This is a genomic window from Peribacillus sp. FSL E2-0159 (assembly GCF_038643155.1).
Lineage (GTDB): Bacteria > Bacillota > Bacilli > Bacillales > DSM-1321 > Peribacillus > Peribacillus simplex.
In genome coordinates this window covers 1,305,558-1,321,370 of sequence record NZ_CP152053.1, presented here as the reverse complement: position 1 = coordinate 1,321,370, position 15,813 = coordinate 1,305,558, and the positions used below count along the sequence as shown (strand labels likewise).

General features: G+C 42.4%; 13 protein-coding genes. 6 read left to right on the top strand and 7 right to left on the bottom strand.

From position 1 onward, the window contains the following. Window positions 1-20: 20 nt before the first annotated feature. From NYE63_RS06580 to NYE63_RS06565, 4 genes are all read right to left on the bottom strand, one after another. Window positions 21-362, bottom strand: coding sequence for a YisL family protein (locus NYE63_RS06580; protein ID WP_076367205.1), 342 nt, complete (start codon window positions 360-362; stop codon window positions 21-23). A 133-nt stretch (window positions 363-495) separates the two neighbouring features. Further along, window positions 496-1,677: a DUF418 domain-containing protein gene (locus NYE63_RS06575; RefSeq protein WP_342604547.1), complete on the bottom strand. Its 1,182-nt coding sequence runs from the start codon at window positions 1,675-1,677 to the stop codon at window positions 496-498. A gap of 40 nt (window positions 1,678-1,717) precedes the next feature. Beyond that, window positions 1,718-2,992 (bottom strand): MFS transporter, encoded by a 1,275-nt coding sequence (locus NYE63_RS06570; protein WP_342604546.1) that lies wholly within the window; start codon window positions 2,990-2,992, stop codon window positions 1,718-1,720. A 316-nt stretch (window positions 2,993-3,308) separates the two neighbouring features. Further along, window positions 3,309-4,901, bottom strand: coding sequence for a long-chain-fatty-acid--CoA ligase (locus NYE63_RS06565; RefSeq protein ID WP_342604545.1), 1,593 nt, complete (start codon window positions 4,899-4,901; stop codon window positions 3,309-3,311). A 225-nt stretch (window positions 4,902-5,126) separates the two neighbouring features. Between NYE63_RS06565 and NYE63_RS06560 the strand changes: the two genes are divergently transcribed. The 6 genes from NYE63_RS06560 (at window position 5,127) to NYE63_RS06535 (ending at window position 7,097) form a co-directional block, all read left to right on the top strand. After that, on the top strand, window positions 5,127-5,348 hold the full coding sequence (locus NYE63_RS06560) for a spore germination protein (protein WP_034315507.1): 222 nt from the start codon (window positions 5,127-5,129) through the stop codon (window positions 5,346-5,348). 22 nt (window positions 5,349-5,370) lie between these two features. Then, on the top strand, window positions 5,371-5,577 hold the full coding sequence (locus tag NYE63_RS06555) for a spore germination protein GerPB (protein WP_283901529.1): 207 nt from the start codon (window positions 5,371-5,373) through the stop codon (window positions 5,575-5,577). Between the two features lie 83 nt (window positions 5,578-5,660). Beyond that, the gene (gerPC, locus tag NYE63_RS06550; RefSeq protein WP_342604544.1) at window positions 5,661-6,272 is read left to right on the top strand and encodes a spore germination protein GerPC; all 612 of its coding nucleotides are present in this window, start codon (window positions 5,661-5,663) and stop codon (window positions 6,270-6,272) included. After that, window positions 6,262-6,441 carry a spore gernimation protein GerPD gene (locus tag NYE63_RS06545; protein WP_283901527.1) on the top strand — a complete coding sequence of 60 codons (180 nt, stop codon included), beginning with the start codon at window positions 6,262-6,264 and terminating at the stop codon, window positions 6,439-6,441. Before gerPC ends, NYE63_RS06545 begins: the two co-directional genes overlap by 11 nt. A gap of 8 nt (window positions 6,442-6,449) precedes the next feature. Further along, a complete protein-coding gene (locus NYE63_RS06540) occupies window positions 6,450-6,857 on the top strand; it encodes a spore germination protein GerPE (protein ID WP_283901526.1) in 408 nt (135 codons plus the stop codon). Between the two features lie 21 nt (window positions 6,858-6,878). Then, window positions 6,879-7,097: a spore germination protein gene (locus NYE63_RS06535; protein ID WP_342604543.1), complete on the top strand. Its 219-nt coding sequence runs from the start codon at window positions 6,879-6,881 to the stop codon at window positions 7,095-7,097. A gap of 43 nt (window positions 7,098-7,140) precedes the next feature. On the opposite strand, the gene trpB is transcribed toward NYE63_RS06535, so the two are convergent. From trpB to addB, 3 genes are all read right to left on the bottom strand, one after another. Further along, entirely contained in the window at window positions 7,141-8,310 is a 1,170-nt protein-coding gene (trpB, locus tag NYE63_RS06530; protein ID WP_342604542.1) for a tryptophan synthase subunit beta, read from the bottom strand. A 122-nt stretch (window positions 8,311-8,432) separates the two neighbouring features. Further along, window positions 8,433-12,167, bottom strand: coding sequence for a helicase-exonuclease AddAB subunit AddA (addA, locus tag NYE63_RS06525; protein WP_342604541.1), 3,735 nt, complete (start codon window positions 12,165-12,167; stop codon window positions 8,433-8,435). Next, window positions 12,160-15,657 carry a helicase-exonuclease AddAB subunit AddB gene (addB, locus tag NYE63_RS06520; RefSeq protein WP_342604540.1) on the bottom strand — a complete coding sequence of 1,166 codons (3,498 nt, stop codon included), beginning with the start codon at window positions 15,655-15,657 and terminating at the stop codon, window positions 12,160-12,162. Before addB ends, addA begins: the two co-directional genes overlap by 8 nt. Between the last annotated feature and the right edge of the window lie 156 nt (window positions 15,658-15,813).

Here is a 15,813-nt window from a genome sequence, read left to right as displayed (position 1 = left end):
TTACCCGTTTTAATTCTTTATTAAAAAAAGTCCATTCCTTGTGGCAGCGAAAGCCCTAAATAAAGGACGAATACAAGCGCTACGATGAACAATATCCACATGGCACTTGTGCTTTTTCCTTTTTTTGTACGTACCAACACCATTTCCATCGCCGCAATCACTATGATTCCAACAATCATTTTTACTGCGTAAGCACCAAAATCAGTGATCAGCATACCGCCAGTAAGGAAAATCAATAGATAGAACAACCGTGTTATCATATGTAGCATTTTTGCTTTCGGATTTCCACCTTTAAGCATCGAATATGTGACAAAGAAAAGAATGATTCCGATAACCCAAGCTGTAATATGCATATGTGTCATTTTTTTGCCCCCTCGTTCAGTTTCCATATCATCATATCATAGGCTTTTACAAAAAAACAAAACTAAGGATTCACCTGAATGGGTAAAATCAACAATTTAATGAACATCATTTACATTTCTTCTTAACTGGTCCCTACCTACGCATAACCGGCTTTTTACCATATGTAACAAAACGCCATATATATTCAACCGGTCCGTATTTAAACAGCCTCATCCACAATAAGGAAAGCAGGATTTGCAGGCAAAACAGGGCTATTAAGAAAACAAACCCCGTCGTATAAGAGACTGATCCATATAAACCAAGACCATATGAATAAAAAATGGCCGTACATACCATCGATTGGAACAAGTAATTGCTCATCGACATCCTTCCGATATATGAAAGCGGGTGTAAAAGGCGGGAAGCCCCTGCCTGCTCCGCCAAAAGCGCGATTGCCGTGATATAAAAAATCGTAAGTAACGGTCCTCCCAAATAATCCTGCACGAATATCGTACCAAAATGGTATACCGTCACATATGGCAGTATCTTAATTGACATGCCCAACAGCAAGCTTACAATCGATATCGCTTTCAATTGTCGTTTATATTGAGTTGGTTTTTGGAGAAAGCCTTGTTTTGCAACGCCTGCTCCAATTAAAAAAAACGGAAAAATCGATAAAAAAAGGATAATGGCATTATAAGGGTTGTTCACCATATACCAATCTAGTGCCCTTTGACTCATTATTTCCGTAAATGTACCAGATTGATAAACTTCCAAAGACTGCTTCATCATCGCAGAATCAGTTATAATTGCCATCCCTTCCCTATCAAAAATGCCCATTATAAGAAATAGCGAACCCAATATCGCAAAAGGCAGGACATAACAAATTGAGCCTAGCAGAATTAAATTCCTGCCTTTCATCTTATAAAAAAATAAAAAGGCAAACCCAAATACAGCATAATTAATGAGGATGTCCCCATGCCAGATGAAAAAAGCATGAATACACCCAAGTATCAGCAGGAAACTTAGCCTTTTCATATATAGTAAAGGAAATGAAATACCCTTTTCTTCACTCCTTACAGCTAGTATGATTGCCCCAAAACCGAACAGAAAGGCAAATAACGGATAAAAGCTGGCCTGTGCGATAATATCACTGAATCTGTACAAAATCCTGTCACATCCTCCAGACCACCGCTCGGCACCATCTATGTACAAGAGCGGAGAGTGGAAAGAAGGCATATTCACTAAAAAAATCCCTAAAATGGCTAATCCTCGTAAAATGTCGATACTTACGATCCGTTTACTTTCCTGCAATGGAACCATCGTGCCCTTCATAGGTACACCCTCTTTCATCCATACAGATTTAACATCATTTCTATAACTCCATTACAGCATCTTTAACCTTCGTGACCGCTTTTTGCTTTTTTATCAATATGACAAACAAGCTGCCCAATAAGCAAAAGATTCCTGCAAGGAAGAATGCCCATGTATAGGAGTTAAATATTTTGAAGATAAGCCCTCCACCGTACGCCGCCACTGCTGCACCCACCTGATGGGCCGCGAATATCCAACCGTATACAATCCCGCTTTTCTCCATGCCAAAGACTTGCCTTGAAATGCTTATGGTCGGAGGAACAGTGGCTATCCAATCCAAACCATAAAAAACGGAGAAGATGATCAATAGACCGATTGAGCCTTCATTAAGCGCAAAAGGAAGTAATACGAGGGAAGCACCCCTTAGAGCGTAATACCAAAACAACAGCCAACGGTTATCAAAACGATCTGATAACCACCCGGATACAGTCGTACCAATCAAATCAAAGATTCCCATGAAAGATAGCAGTGATGCTGCCGTCACGACCGGTAAACCAAAACTAATGCAGTAAGAAATGAAATGTGTGCCGATCAACCCGCTCGTTGAAAGTCCGCATATAAAAAAGCTTCCTGCCAATAACCAGAATTCCTTCACTCTCACTGCTTCAATCAACGACTGAAAAGCCATGGCGATGGGGTTCTTCTTTTGGACTGTAATAGCCCCATGACTTTCCTCTTCTAATCCATATGGAAGAGTGCCTACTTCCTTCGGATTGTTTTTCATGAATAAAAGGATGATTGCCAGCATGATCAAGCTAAGTACCAAAATTAATCCAATCGCCCATCTCCACGAGTAATTCTCAATGATGATGGCTAAAACCGGTAGTAAAATGAGCTGACCTGTGGCCGTACTTGCCGTTAGTATCCCGACCGCCAGCCCCCGCCTTTTCTCAAACCAACGATTTGCCACATATGGGCTCAATACCGTTAAAAACACTCCAGAACCCAATCCAATGATAATTCCCCAAATTAGAATGAGCTGCCACTCATGCTCCATGAAAAAAGTGAGGAAAATCCCTGCCAATAAAGTGGACATGGCCAATATCATCATTTTCTTCAATCCAAGCACTTCAATTAGAGCGGCCATGAATGGACCCGATAATCCATAAAGAAAAAGACTTATGGCGAAGGCTAAAGAAATGACGGACCGGTCCCATCCGAACTCATTTTCAAATGGTACGATGAATACTCCCGATGATGACCTAACTATTCCGGCTACAATGATCGAGAAGAATGTTATGATTAAAATAACCCAGCTATAATGAATACGTTTCAATGCTCTCCCCCACAATCCAAAACTATTAGAATAAACATGATGAAAAAGAAAAATTATAATAATTTGAAATATTTTATAATAGTAACACTTTATCATTAAACTGGAAGCTTTTTATCGAAACAAATTTCAATGCTCAGAATGATCATCATTTATCCACAATGGCATGAGTTAATATGGCTTATTTACGGATGGGAACATATCGCCCTATTAATCTTCATTTCATCAGGATCGATATCTTCATAGCTTAATATGAAACCCTTCGAACGGGCAAACAGAAAAAAAACGCTGATCATTTCTGAACAGCGTTTAGCGAGCATCAATTAACGAATCTGCCTGTTTTTCCCTTAGATTCCCAGTAATCATTACGGAGATGGATTTTTTGTATTTTCCCCGATGCCGTTTTAGGAAGCTCCCCCACGAACGACACACTGGTAACTGATTTGAAATGAGCTAATTTTTCCCGTGTAAAGGTCTTTATATCATCCTCCGTTAATTCCACACCCGGTTTTGGCACAATGAAGGCATGCGGCGTCTCTCCCCACTTTTCATGTGGAACGGCAATGACTGCCGCTTCAAGAATGTCCGGATGTTCGTAGAGTATTCCTTCCACTTCTATGGAAGAGATATTTTCTCCGCCACTAATGATTATATCCTTTTTGCGGTCAACGATATCAACATTACCATTTTCATCGATTGTGGCCATATCCCCAGTATGCAGCCATCCATTTATCAGTGTCTGGCTGGTCGCTTCTTCATTTTTCCAATAACCTAACATCACTCCATGACTGCGTACGATGAGCTCCCCGATATCCACGCCATCATGGGCAACTTCCTCACCATTGTCATGGATAACCTTTACCTCACTGCCTATGATGGGATATCCGGCTTTCGCCTTCATTCTGTATTTTTCTTTTTCCGAAAGATCATCGAATTCAGAACGAATCAGAGATATCAGACTAACCGGTGTTGATTCAGTCATTCCGTAAATTTGAATAAATTCCCAGCCCAACTCTTTTTCCACCCTTGTAACGAATGCAGGAGGCGGTGCGGAACCCGCAACAACGATTCGGATATCCTGCTCGATATTCGGAACATTCCGTTCATAATATTGAAACAGGGAATTCAGAACCGTTGGTGCCATATGCATTATGGAAACCTTATGCTTTTGCAGTGCATCAAATATCCTTTCTGGGCTGGTTTTCCTCAAACAAACTTGAGTGGCACCATTTGCCGTATAATAAAATGGGGCCCCCCACCCATTCACGTGGAACATCGGCAGTACATGCAAATATGTATCGCGGTCATTGACCCTGAAATGATGCATCGCACCTAGGGCATGTAAATAGTTGTTGCGGTGTGTCAGCATCACTCCTTTGGGATTTCCTGTGGTCCCGCTCGTATAAAGGAGGCTCGAAACATCATTTTCATCCACTGACTCCCGGTTAAAGCTCATGTTATCATAACGTTCCAACCAATGGTTGTAATCGGTTTCATTTATCTTTTCATCTTTATAATGTACGATTATGTGCTCCACTGTTTCAAGTTCATCCTTGACAGGTGAAATTAGATGATACAATTCCTGATCTACGAAAAGGACCTTTGACTCGCTATGGTTCAAAATGAATACATAATCAGCAGGCTTCAAGCGGATATTCAATGGAACGATTACGGCCCCAAGTTGAAATACCCCATAAAAACCTTCAAGCATTTCAACTGAGTTAGGTGCCAAATATGCCACCTTATCGCCCTTTTTGACTCCAAGATCCCTTAAACCGTTTGAAAGCTGGTTTACACGGCCGTTCAACTCTGAGTAGGTTAATACCTTGTCATCTCCAATTATGGCTTTCTTATTGCCATATAGTAAGGCTGCTCGATCTAAGAAATGCGATAATACTAACGGTACATTCATTTCCTCACCTCTTATTTTATTTGAAAATTCTGAATTAGTATTATATTACCATATCTGTTACCATTATTTCAATAATACCCACCATTGTTATATAACAATATATTGGATAGGCAGATGAATCACATCAATCATGAGTCAACATACAATACATTGAAACTCCCTTCAATGTTAGGCTCATGTCCTGAGATTCAAGGGGAAAACCAGAATGAAAAAAGGGTGATTTTCTTGCCGGCCATCGTAGGAATCGTTCAAGTCATCAACGTCGGTAGCAGTGGAATTGTCCATATTGGTGACGTCTTTAAAATTAGTCCATATTCCACTTCAAAAACGTTTGCAGGTGCTGGCTCGTTTAATACGGGTGAATCCATATCCCTTTATAATGCCTATAGCACCACAAATACAAATGATACAGATGGTGTTGATCAGCCACTGGTCTTAAATCTCTAATGTTTTTAAGAAAGGAGTCAGCATGATCTTCAATATTCACCAGACCATACAAATCAATATGATAAAAATTGAAAGCATCGCCAATTCATCCGTTTTTCAAATAGGAAGTGCAGGGGTTATTAAACCATATTCCACATTAGCCAATACCGGTGGATTCACCGAGCCTGCTCCCGAAATTGAAGCTGATGTAATCCCATTAACCAGTTTTGTCCCGTTCACACCTTCCTAGTTCATAGGCATTCACCTACCTCCAGCTTTTTCATATACTGTCTTATATGAAATTAACTTATTGTGAAGGCGGGGTGTTGAATCGTGAATCAGGATCTTTATTCATATTCCATACAAATGCAGCGTTTTCTTGAAGCCCAGGATAAACGGATCATGAAACTTGAACACGAACTCAAACGCCTGACAGATGAACTAGCCGAGCTGAAAAATAAACCGCCAATCCATGTTGATAAAATTGAATATAAATTCGATCAGTTAAAGGTCGAATCTCTAGATGGAACATTGAATATCGGTTTAAATCCAACTGATCTTAACAACATTGACGAATTTGCCGTAAACAACCAACCTGTCCAACCTGCCCCTAACCTATTTCCAGGCAGGGAGATCGTCGTCCAGGAAATTCACAACGATATACTTTCAGACTTGGAAAGTATGATTCACGATGCGGAAAACCAGCTAAAAATATCATTGGAACCCTCTTATCATGACTTCATTAAGCAGGACGTCGAACGCCAGCTGCATCAACGGATCAATATGTATTTCGATAATCTTTCGTACGCTGAACGTGCTCCGCAGCAAAGGGATAATATCAAGGAAAAGATCAGGGAAAAGGTGAAATCCGATATTCAAACCGCACTATTTCAATTCATTACCCATTCACAAGCCGAGACAGGAGGAAATTTAAATGGAGTTTAATGTAACCAATCATCAGCTTTGCGTAGGAGATATTAAAATTACCGGTGTAGCAAGCTCTGCTTTGTTTCTCATAGGGGATGTACAAACGGTCCAACTATCCTCAGCATTCGATACCCCGCCGGAATCCCTTATTATCGGGCCACTCGTGCCGCTTTCTCCGGGAGGATAAATAACAACATGTTTTCTAGAATATCAAAAGTAAAATCTTTATTATCCGACACGGTATCATTCAGCTCCACTCTGCAAATCGGGGATACTTCATATATAGACGGTAATTCCCAGGCTTTAGCGATCCAAAAGAGAAGTGAAACTTTCCAGTCAGTCGATATTCATTTCGAAGATTATGAAATTTTCAAGAGACCATTTTATATTCCGAGATTGACTGAACCAGTCATATCAAGTTTTTCAAATCCGAATCCCTTCATACGGGTCGGCAATATCAATATAATCGGGATATCAGCCTCATCTGTAGTTGGTGTGGGAAACGTAGGCCATGCACGTATGGAATCAAGAGTGAAACATATTCGGGAAGTTCCTAAAAAAATCGAAGAAGCGCCAGTCGTGGATTCAACCAACAACACTTAAATTTTAAAAGGAGGGGTTCATATGCCCGCCATTATCGGCCCAATTCAAATATTTAATGTCGCGGAAGGAAACCTGTTATTCGGTGATTGCGCCGTCATTTCCCCTAAGTCTTCCTCCAAATCGGTTTCCGGATCCGGTTCAGGGAACACAGCTGCAATCGTGTTTACGGCCAATGGCCTGAATGGAAGCAATGTCCTTGATATCAATGGGATCGATCAGCCCATTACAGGGAATAATTAGAAATAAAAAGCCTCCCAATTCCAGGGAGGCTTTTTATTTCGGCCTATTTTTCTAACATGTTAAATACTTGCTCAACATCTTTGTCTCCCCTGCCTGATAAATTAATGATCAGTATATCATCTCTTGTTAACTCTTTTGCAAGCTTCATGGCGTGTGCTAGAGCATGTGAGCTTTCGAGTGCTGGAATGATTCCCTCTGTTTTGGATAATACCTGAAAAGCCTCAAGAGCTTCTTCCCCTTTTACCGTCACATACTCCGCTCGTCCGCTATCTTTCAAAAAACTATGCTCGGGTCCCACGCTTGGGTAATCCAAACCGGCGGCTATGGAAAATGTCGGTTTTGGTTCCCCTTGTTCGTCCACTAACGTCAAACTTTTGAATCCGTGCAATACTGCCGGTACCCCTTGCGAAATACTTGGGGCTTCAATTGGCTCTACACCAATTAAGCGGACATTTTCTTCATCGATATAATGCGCAAAAGCTCCAATGGCATTACTTCCCCCTCCTGCACAAGCAATGATGGCAGTTGGCAGTTTTCCTTCCTTTTCAAGGATCTGGCGCTTGGATTCTTCACTTATGATTGATTGGAAATGCTTAACGATCGTTGGATATGGGTGTGGTCCCACTGCTGAACCAAGCAAGTAAAAAGTATTTTCATAGTTTTGTACCAAATCATTCAATGCCTCATCAACGGCAGCCTTCAGTCGACCCTGTCCCTTTTCGACAGCTACAACTTTTGCCCCCAACAATTCCATCCGAAAGACATTCAATGCCTGCCTCTCCGTATCCAGCTTACCCATATAGATCACACACTCCATGCCAAACATCGCACATGCTGTCGCAGTCGCCACACCATGCTGTCCAGCCCCAGTTTCTGCGATGATGCGTTTGGCACCCATACGTTTAGCGAGTAGGATTTGTCCAATCGCATTATTAATTTTGTGAGCACCTGTATGATTCAGATCTTCACGCTTCAAGTATATTTTTGCCCCGCCAACCTTTTTCGTTAAATTCTTTGCAAATGTTAACGGGTTTTCGCGTCCGACATATTCTTTCAGATAATATTGAAACTCCTCAATGAATTCCGGGTCATCCTTATATTTCAGGAATTCCGTTTCTAAAATATCCATAACTTCCTGAAGTTCACCTGGTACAAAACTTCCACCGAACTCACCAAAGTATCCCTTGCTCTTGATCTCACTCGTCATACTCATCTCTACTCCTTTAAAAAGGTATTTTTCTCCACTAGTATATAGTAAGCATTTACACCTTTTCAAACTATTCTGTTTATTTAACCAAAAAGAGCGTCCCACATCAATGGGACACTCCTTCTCTCTTATACTTCCAATAAATGCGAGCCGTCAAAGAAAAACAAGTAACGGCCGGTTACCTTCTTATTCATTATCCCTTCAACAGCCCTCGTATAGAGCTGAAGCTGCATCCGGTATCGATCGGCAAGAATCTCTTTTGCCCCTTCATACCCGCTAGCAAAACGTCCGGTGATTGTATCCGTTTTATAATCTAGAAGCACAAGGCCTTGTTCATCCTCAAAGATACAATCAATCACACCTTGGATAAGGATCTCTTCATCTCCAGCTGCCCAATCGCTATAAGCTTCCTTTGCAGGCAACGACATCGTAAATGGCACTTCACGACGAATGCTTTCGGCCCTCTGCATTCTTTGACCGATTTCACTGTCAAAGAAATCGACGATCGTCTCCGGATCCACAGCTTCTTTCTGTTCCTCCGTCAACAACTCGCGTTGAATCAAGTCAACCATCAGTTCCTGAATTGATTGAATGGTAATCTCCTTAGATAGATCAATATGCTGCATGACTAAATGTGTAATCGTACCCCTTTCAGCAGGAGTCAGTGACTTTTCTTGCATGAAAGTCGGACGCTTCGTGATAGGACGCTTAAATTTACGCAACAACTCTGTGGAACTTTGCTCGTCCTTAAGTTCATATTGACGTTTTAGTTCAGAAACGGATTGCTTGGAACGATACACCGTCGCCTCATGTTCGGGGTATTCCCATTCTAGCTGTTCCTTGATATCATCATAAAACTCGGAAACGATACCGACCTTCTCCGATTTCTGAACATGATCAAGTATTTGCTCTTGAACTAGTGCCTCTTCCTCATCCAGAACAGCAAGTTCTTCGCTTGGAATGACGGAAATGGACCAATTCGATGGATGCGACTCCATTTCCAAGCCAAGACCTGCAGCACCAAGAGAATCCCGATGTCGGACAAGGGATGGACCAATCCAATCAAGATAACTTTTTGCACCTGCCCGAACATAGTCCTTTAATAGCCAATCTCCATGTGCCGCATTACTTTCCCAGTTCTGTTGCGTTTTTTCTGCATCATTGATACTGGCAATCAAATAAAGCTTTTCCTTAGCCCTTGTAAGGGCCACGTAGAGGACACGCATCTCCTCGGCAATTAATTCAAGCTGCTTTTTTTTCTTAAAAGCCAATTGAGGGAGGGATGGATAAGTTATCCGTAATTCAGAATTCACATACTTTGCCGCAAAGCCATAATCCTTATCCAGTAAATAGGGCTTGCGTAAATCCATCATATTGAATTGCTTGGAAAGACCGGCAATGAAAACGATCGGGAACTCAAGCCCTTTTGAGGAGTGAATCGTCATCAGCCGGACTACATCTTCCTGTTCCCCTAAAGCCCGAGCTGCCCCTAAATCATCTCCACGTTCTTGCATCCTTTCTATGAACCGCAAGAAACGGAACAGACCGCGGAAAGAACTCGCCTCATATTGCCTTGCCCTGTCATACAGAGCTCTTAAATTGGCCTGACGCTGTTTGCCACCCGGCATCCCACCTGCAAAATCATAAAACTGCGTTTCGCGGTACAGAAGCCAGATTAAATCTGATAATGCCTCCTGCCTGGCAAGCTTCCTCCACTTCACTAGTTTTTTATAAAAAGCTGAGGCTTTTTCATAAAGCCCCGGATGTTCTTCCGGATCACTCTTTCTATAAAAATCAGCTAGCGCTTCGTAGTAGCTCCCTGTATGGAATAAACGCACCTGTGACATCTCTTCTTCATCCAGTCCGACGATTGGTGAACGGAGAACGGATGCCAATGGGATATCCTGTTGCGGATTATCAATCACTTTCAATAAGGAAATCATGATGGCAACTTCTGTCGCTTCAAAATACCCTGTCGACAAGTTGGCATAGACTGGAATTCCCTGCTTTTTAAATTCCTCCATAATTTGCGGTGCCCATGGCATCGAACGAAGAAGAATGACCATGTCTCGATAAGTGGCAGAGCGGTACATTTTGGTTTTCGTATCATATATCCGATGCTTTTCGCTTATAGCCTTTTTAATGAGCTTTGCCATCTGCCTTGCTTCGAGCTGCGCTTTTTCAAGCTCCTCAACCTCAAACCCGCCATCCGATCCTTCCGCTTCCGAATGAGCTTCCGGATCGACTGTTCCATCAATTAAATGGAGTTCAATCGGGTTTGGATCGTCTTCGGGATATGGGGCACCTTTTTTCAATTGGGCATCTTCATCATAATCAATCTCACCAACTGTAATGCCCATCAACTGTTGAAACAAGAAATTGGTCCCATCAAGAACTTCTTTTCGGCTCCGGAAATTGCGGTTTAAATCAATTTTCAGTCCGGAATCAACACCATCATGGGTAAAACGTGTGTATTTTCCAAGGAAGAGATTCGGTTCGGCAAGCCTGAACCGGTAAATGGACTGTTTGACATCGCCTACCATGAAAAGATTCCCATTATATTCGCCGTCAGCCGTCACCAGTCTTAAGATGGATTCCTGAACCAGGTTCGTGTCCTGATATTCATCAACAAGTACCTCTTTGAACTGGTTCCTGTATTCGATGGCTGCTGCTGATGGTTTTCGTTCACCATCCACAGTTTCCCCTGTCAAAATCCGTAGACAATAATGTTCCAAATCCGCGAAATCCACCAAGTTCTTTTCTGCTTTTGCAGCAAAGAATCGATCATCAAACCTTTTAACAAGCATTACTAGCGTATCGACATAATCCTTGAGCTCCTTTATATCCCGCAGATAGCTTTCCGGTTTACGGGAAAATAACTCTTCCTGTAATGATTTGATGATCTTCTTCGCCTTATCCCGGTACTTGGTAGCCTCTTCCGTAACTTCTTTGATAAAATCTGCACCAGTAAGGCGTTTTGCCGTTCCAAATTTCACGTTTTGGATTTCTTCATAAAGGGCATTCCAGGATTGTTCCTTCACTTCCGAAAGTTTAGCAACCAGGGCAAGATCAGCTATATAGTTCTCAGCCCTTGGTGCCGGCCCCCCAGGGACTTTTGTCAACGCAAGCGAGCGTTCCAATAAATCCCTGGCAGTGTCCAATTGTAAGCCAATATCGAACTTCAATGAATCGATAAACGAAAGGTCATCAATCTCATCATCATCTGCCAGCTCATACATGCTAGCGGCACCATCGAGCCATCGGTCCGGGTCTGGATTCGATTGCGAAAAATCATGCAGCGATCGAACTATATTCTGAAGTGCATCATCGTTTCGATCGCTTGTGAAAGCATCAACCAAATTAAAGAACTCTTCATTATCACTTTGGCCATACTGCTCCTCGAAAAGCTCTTCCATCACTTCATCACGGAGAAGCTGGATCTCCGTAGAATCTGCAATCCGGAAGCCCGGGTCGATATCCGTCAGATAATAATACTTCCTGATGACCTCTAAACAAAAGGAATGAAGTGTGGAAATCGATGCACGATTAATCAAGCTCAACTGCTTACGCAAATGCTGTGAATGCGGATTATCATTGATCGCTTTTTCTAATGCCTCACTTACCCGATGGCGCATCTCGGCAGCCGAGGCATTGGTGAATGTAACCACGAGCAGTTCATCAACATCGATTGGATCTTCTTCTGAAATGACTTTTTGAATGATACGATTGACCAGCACCGCCGTTTTCCCTGACCCTGCAGCGGCCGCAACCAGAATGTCCTGATCTTTAGCCCATATCGCCTTCCATTGATCTTCCGTCCAAGTCACGTCTCCTGGCAGAGCAGGAATTTTCGTTTTACTCATCACTCTCCCCCTCTCCCCTTAATAGCTCAAGAACGTCATTTTGTTTTTTCTGTGCCAAATTCCTGAATTGGTTCTCCTCCAGTGACTGGTCGAATTGGCATACAGATTTAAAGGAACAGAAGGTACACGGCGTTTTTTCCTTTAATTTGTATGGCGTTATATCCACATCACCATCGACCATTCGATCACCAGCCTCCTGATAAATACGGCGCACATGATGATTCAGAAGCGAAAACTCTTCCCTGCTGGCAACTTTGGAAGCCGCCAGGAGCGATCCGTCCTTTTTAAATCCAGCTGGGATGATATCCGACTTACCCGAATTTTCAATATCAAGCGAGGTATCCATCATCTGAATGACATTTGAATGATCTAGTACAAGTCCATTCATTTTAAAACTTTTATAAATTTCTTCTTCAATTTTATCCAAACTGAGCATTCCCTTTGATTTGACAACGGGATTATGCACATGAAAATACAAAACGCCGGCTGGAATCGCTTCTTTACCAATAAGCGACTTGGAATGGGTGACGACGATATCAAGGTATGTCAACATTTGGAGCGCGAGTCCATAATAAACTTCACTCATGTTCAGTTCCTTTTCACTCGACTTATAATCGAGCACACGCAAATAGACACCCTCATCTTCTTCCGCTTTATCCACGCGGTCGATCCGCCCGATCAATTCCATCTTCGTACCGTTTTTCAATGTGAAAGAAAGTGGAGGCAACTCGCCATTTTTTCCGAATCCAAGTTCTAATCCGATTGGAGCAAAACCGCTCACCTTTGCATGTTCACTTAATACGATCGAGGCCCGTCCAATCACGTGTTCCAGTTTCCTGCGTAAATAGTGATGGCGGTTCGTACTTAACAAAATCTGATTTTGAAGTTTAGGAGCAAGTCTCTCCACAGCAATTCTGGCCAACTCCAAGCATTGTTCCGAGGTCAATGTAGACCAAGGAATATCATGTTCCTTTAAGTAATCGGAAATCATTTTCAACGCTCCATGGAACATCTCGCCTATATCCGGTGCATCCAAACGGAAAATTTGCCGTTCCCGTAATTTCAAGCCATGTGCGGCATAATGGGAAAACGGGCAGCTATTGAACATTTCCATCCGGGATACACTTGTAAGAATGCTCTCACCATATAATTGCTTGCTTGTTTCCTCAGATAATTTCTTTGTCCTATTTTGATAAAAAAGGCTCGATAAAACCTTAGTTGCTGAAGGACCGGCCATTTCATCATCAATAATGGCATTATATACATCCCACCATAGTGAATGGATTGGATAGTTCCTTTTTTTCAGCTGCAATTGGGCAGCCAGGTACGATAGGGCCACATCATGATTTGCAGCATATTTCACCTGTTCCTCAGCAGACAGATCGGACGGATCGTTCATATAATACACATCGGAAACGTTAGGCAATACGTCCCTTACCCGTTTTAAATAGGATGAGGGTAAAAGTGCCTTTCCTTCCTCATCAGCAAGCGGATATGATAAATAAAGGGCCTCAGCAGGCGTAGTAAATGCTTTGTACGCTGTAAACTCCTCATCCAGCAGGCGCACTTTTGAACTTGGGGCCACATCAAGTCCACCAGCCAGCAGCACCTCACGATCACTATCTGAAAATATCCCATCAGATACAGCTTTTCCTGGCAGAACCCCTTCGTTCAGGCCGATAACAAAAGCTGTCTTCACATCATCCAGGCGGGATAAGTCTAGATTAGCGACTAATACTTGGTCAATTGCCGGCGGTACCAAAGAAAATTCAAGAGACTCCAGACCAGCTTCAATGATTACCGTAAACTGTTTCATGGAAAGCTCTTCCCCGCTCAGCAGTTCAACGAATTGGTCTAATAGGTCGACAACCGCATTCCATGTTTGCTCATGCTCTCTTGCCGATACCAAATCACCTGCTTCTTCTGCCTCTTGTTTCAGCTTTTCCAATTTTTCCGGTACATGCAATTCTTCAAGATATAGATAAAGGGCTTCACACAATTCCCTGCCATTATCAGCCTTTTTAACACGTTTTGAGAGCTTCAAGATAGGCTCGGTAAATAATTGCTTCATCTCATTCAACTCTTGCTCAAGCCGCATTTCCTTATCAGTTTGATTCCGGTCCTCGAGTTCCAGTCCGCGGAAACGCCGATAGGTCCAACGATCTTTGGACGTCCACCTGCTTCCTTTAATGCCACGGGCCAGCACATAGTTTTCCAACTTATCAACCTGTTCACGCATCCTATCGTGGTTTTTTTGCAGCGGAAATAGAAGCTCCGTCTTGATTGCACGAAATACCGGCTCATAACGCCAATAGCCATTGATGATCTCCAAAGTGGAACGAATCAGTTCAATCAGAGGATGATTCAGCATCGTCCGTTTGGAATCGACGAACAAGGGAATTTGATAATCCCGAAAAACAGTTTGTAAAATATCTGCGTATGCTTCTCCATTACGGACTAAAATCGCAATATCACGGAAACGGTGCTGTTTCTGTCTGACCAGCGACAAGATGTCCCGGGCAACCCCTTCAATCTCAGCTCTGCGGTTAACTGCCTGGGCGATCGTTACATCAGGTGACTGCTCAAACGTTTGTGCAGGTCGAATGGCAAAATAGGTTTCCAGATGATTCAGCCCCGGACTCTTTCCAAACCTTTCCGATCCTTTTAAGATTCGATCTTCTGAAATTGTTATGCCATTCCTCAATCCAGCCTGATAAAGGTGATGATAAAGATTTCCTGTTTGCCTGAACAATTGCAAATCATCCGGAGCATATTGTCTGTAGGGCTGATCTAACGTCAGCGAGATCGTTACACTCCTGCACAGCTTCATCATTTCTTCCACAATCAATAATTCCTGTGGAGTCAAGCTATAAAAACCATCGATATATATATCTGCATTCCTTATATATGAAGACTCTGCCATTTTTTCGATCAGCAAAGTGAAATAATCTTCGGAATCTAAATATTTGTTAACCATTTCATCCTCAAAAGCCTGATAGACCAATTCAAGATCATGCAGTTTATCCTGAATGCCGCTGCCGGCCTGTGAGGTTTCGGCCAAATAGTTTTGAATGTCATCAGGTTGGATGCAATACTGCTTGAACTCAGCCAGCATTAGCTCCATCTGTGCAATGAACCCCTGCTTATCGGCAGATCGACGAAACATCTTTAACTCTTCCTTTTTATCATCCATGATCTTCCGTATCAACATATTAACGCCAACACTGTCCAAATGTAGCCGGCTCATCCCCCCCGTTTCCTGAAGAACGCGCCAAGCAAGCCTGCTAAAACTGAAAACCTGTGTCCGAATCATTCCGGCAAGGCCTGGTGTTTTAATTAATTTATATTCAGATAGAAACGTCATCTGATCAGGAACGAGGTAGATAATTGGATTTCCTTCGGGATCTTCTGCCAATTTGGAGCGAATTTCGCCCAATATATTCGAAGTTTTCCCTGCACCCGATCTTCCCAGTAAAAAACGGAGTGACATCTCTTTTCCCCCTTACAACATAATATCTAGATCCATCATACCAGAAATACTTTCGTCTTTTTGACTAGGTTTCTGTATCCAATTAGATTTACTTTCTATTATTTTACCGTTTCCCTTTAAAAAACACCAATCGTGCGTTCGTGTTTTTCCCCAAAA

What these genes read in the sequence shown, in the direction of transcription:
- NYE63_RS06580 (WP_076367205.1), bottom strand. Translation starts at nt 362, where the DNA reads ATGACACATATGCATATTACAGCTTGGGTTATCGGAATCATTCTTTTC.
- NYE63_RS06575 (WP_342604547.1), bottom strand. Translation starts at nt 1,677, where the DNA reads ATGAAGGGCACGATGGTTCCATTGCAGGAAAGTAAACGGATCGTAAGT.
- NYE63_RS06565 (WP_342604545.1), bottom strand. Translation starts at nt 4,901, where the DNA reads ATGAATGTACCGTTAGTATTATCGCATTTCTTAGATCGAGCAGCCTTA.
- NYE63_RS06555 (WP_283901529.1), top strand. Translation starts at nt 5,371, where the DNA reads ATGATCTTCAATATTCACCAGACCATACAAATCAATATGATAAAAATT.
- NYE63_RS06545 (WP_283901527.1), top strand. Translation starts at nt 6,262, where the DNA reads ATGGAGTTTAATGTAACCAATCATCAGCTTTGCGTAGGAGATATTAAA.
- NYE63_RS06540 (WP_283901526.1), top strand. Translation starts at nt 6,450, where the DNA reads ATGTTTTCTAGAATATCAAAAGTAAAATCTTTATTATCCGACACGGTA.
- NYE63_RS06535 (WP_342604543.1), top strand. Translation starts at nt 6,879, where the DNA reads ATGCCCGCCATTATCGGCCCAATTCAAATATTTAATGTCGCGGAAGGA.
- trpB (WP_342604542.1), bottom strand. Translation starts at nt 8,310, where the DNA reads ATGAGTATGACGAGTGAGATCAAGAGCAAGGGATACTTTGGTGAGTTC.
- addA (WP_342604541.1), bottom strand. Translation starts at nt 12,167, where the DNA reads ATGAGTAAAACGAAAATTCCTGCTCTGCCAGGAGACGTGACTTGGACG.
- addB (WP_342604540.1), bottom strand. Translation starts at nt 15,657, where the DNA reads ATGTCACTCCGTTTTTTACTGGGAAGATCGGGTGCAGGGAAAACTTCG.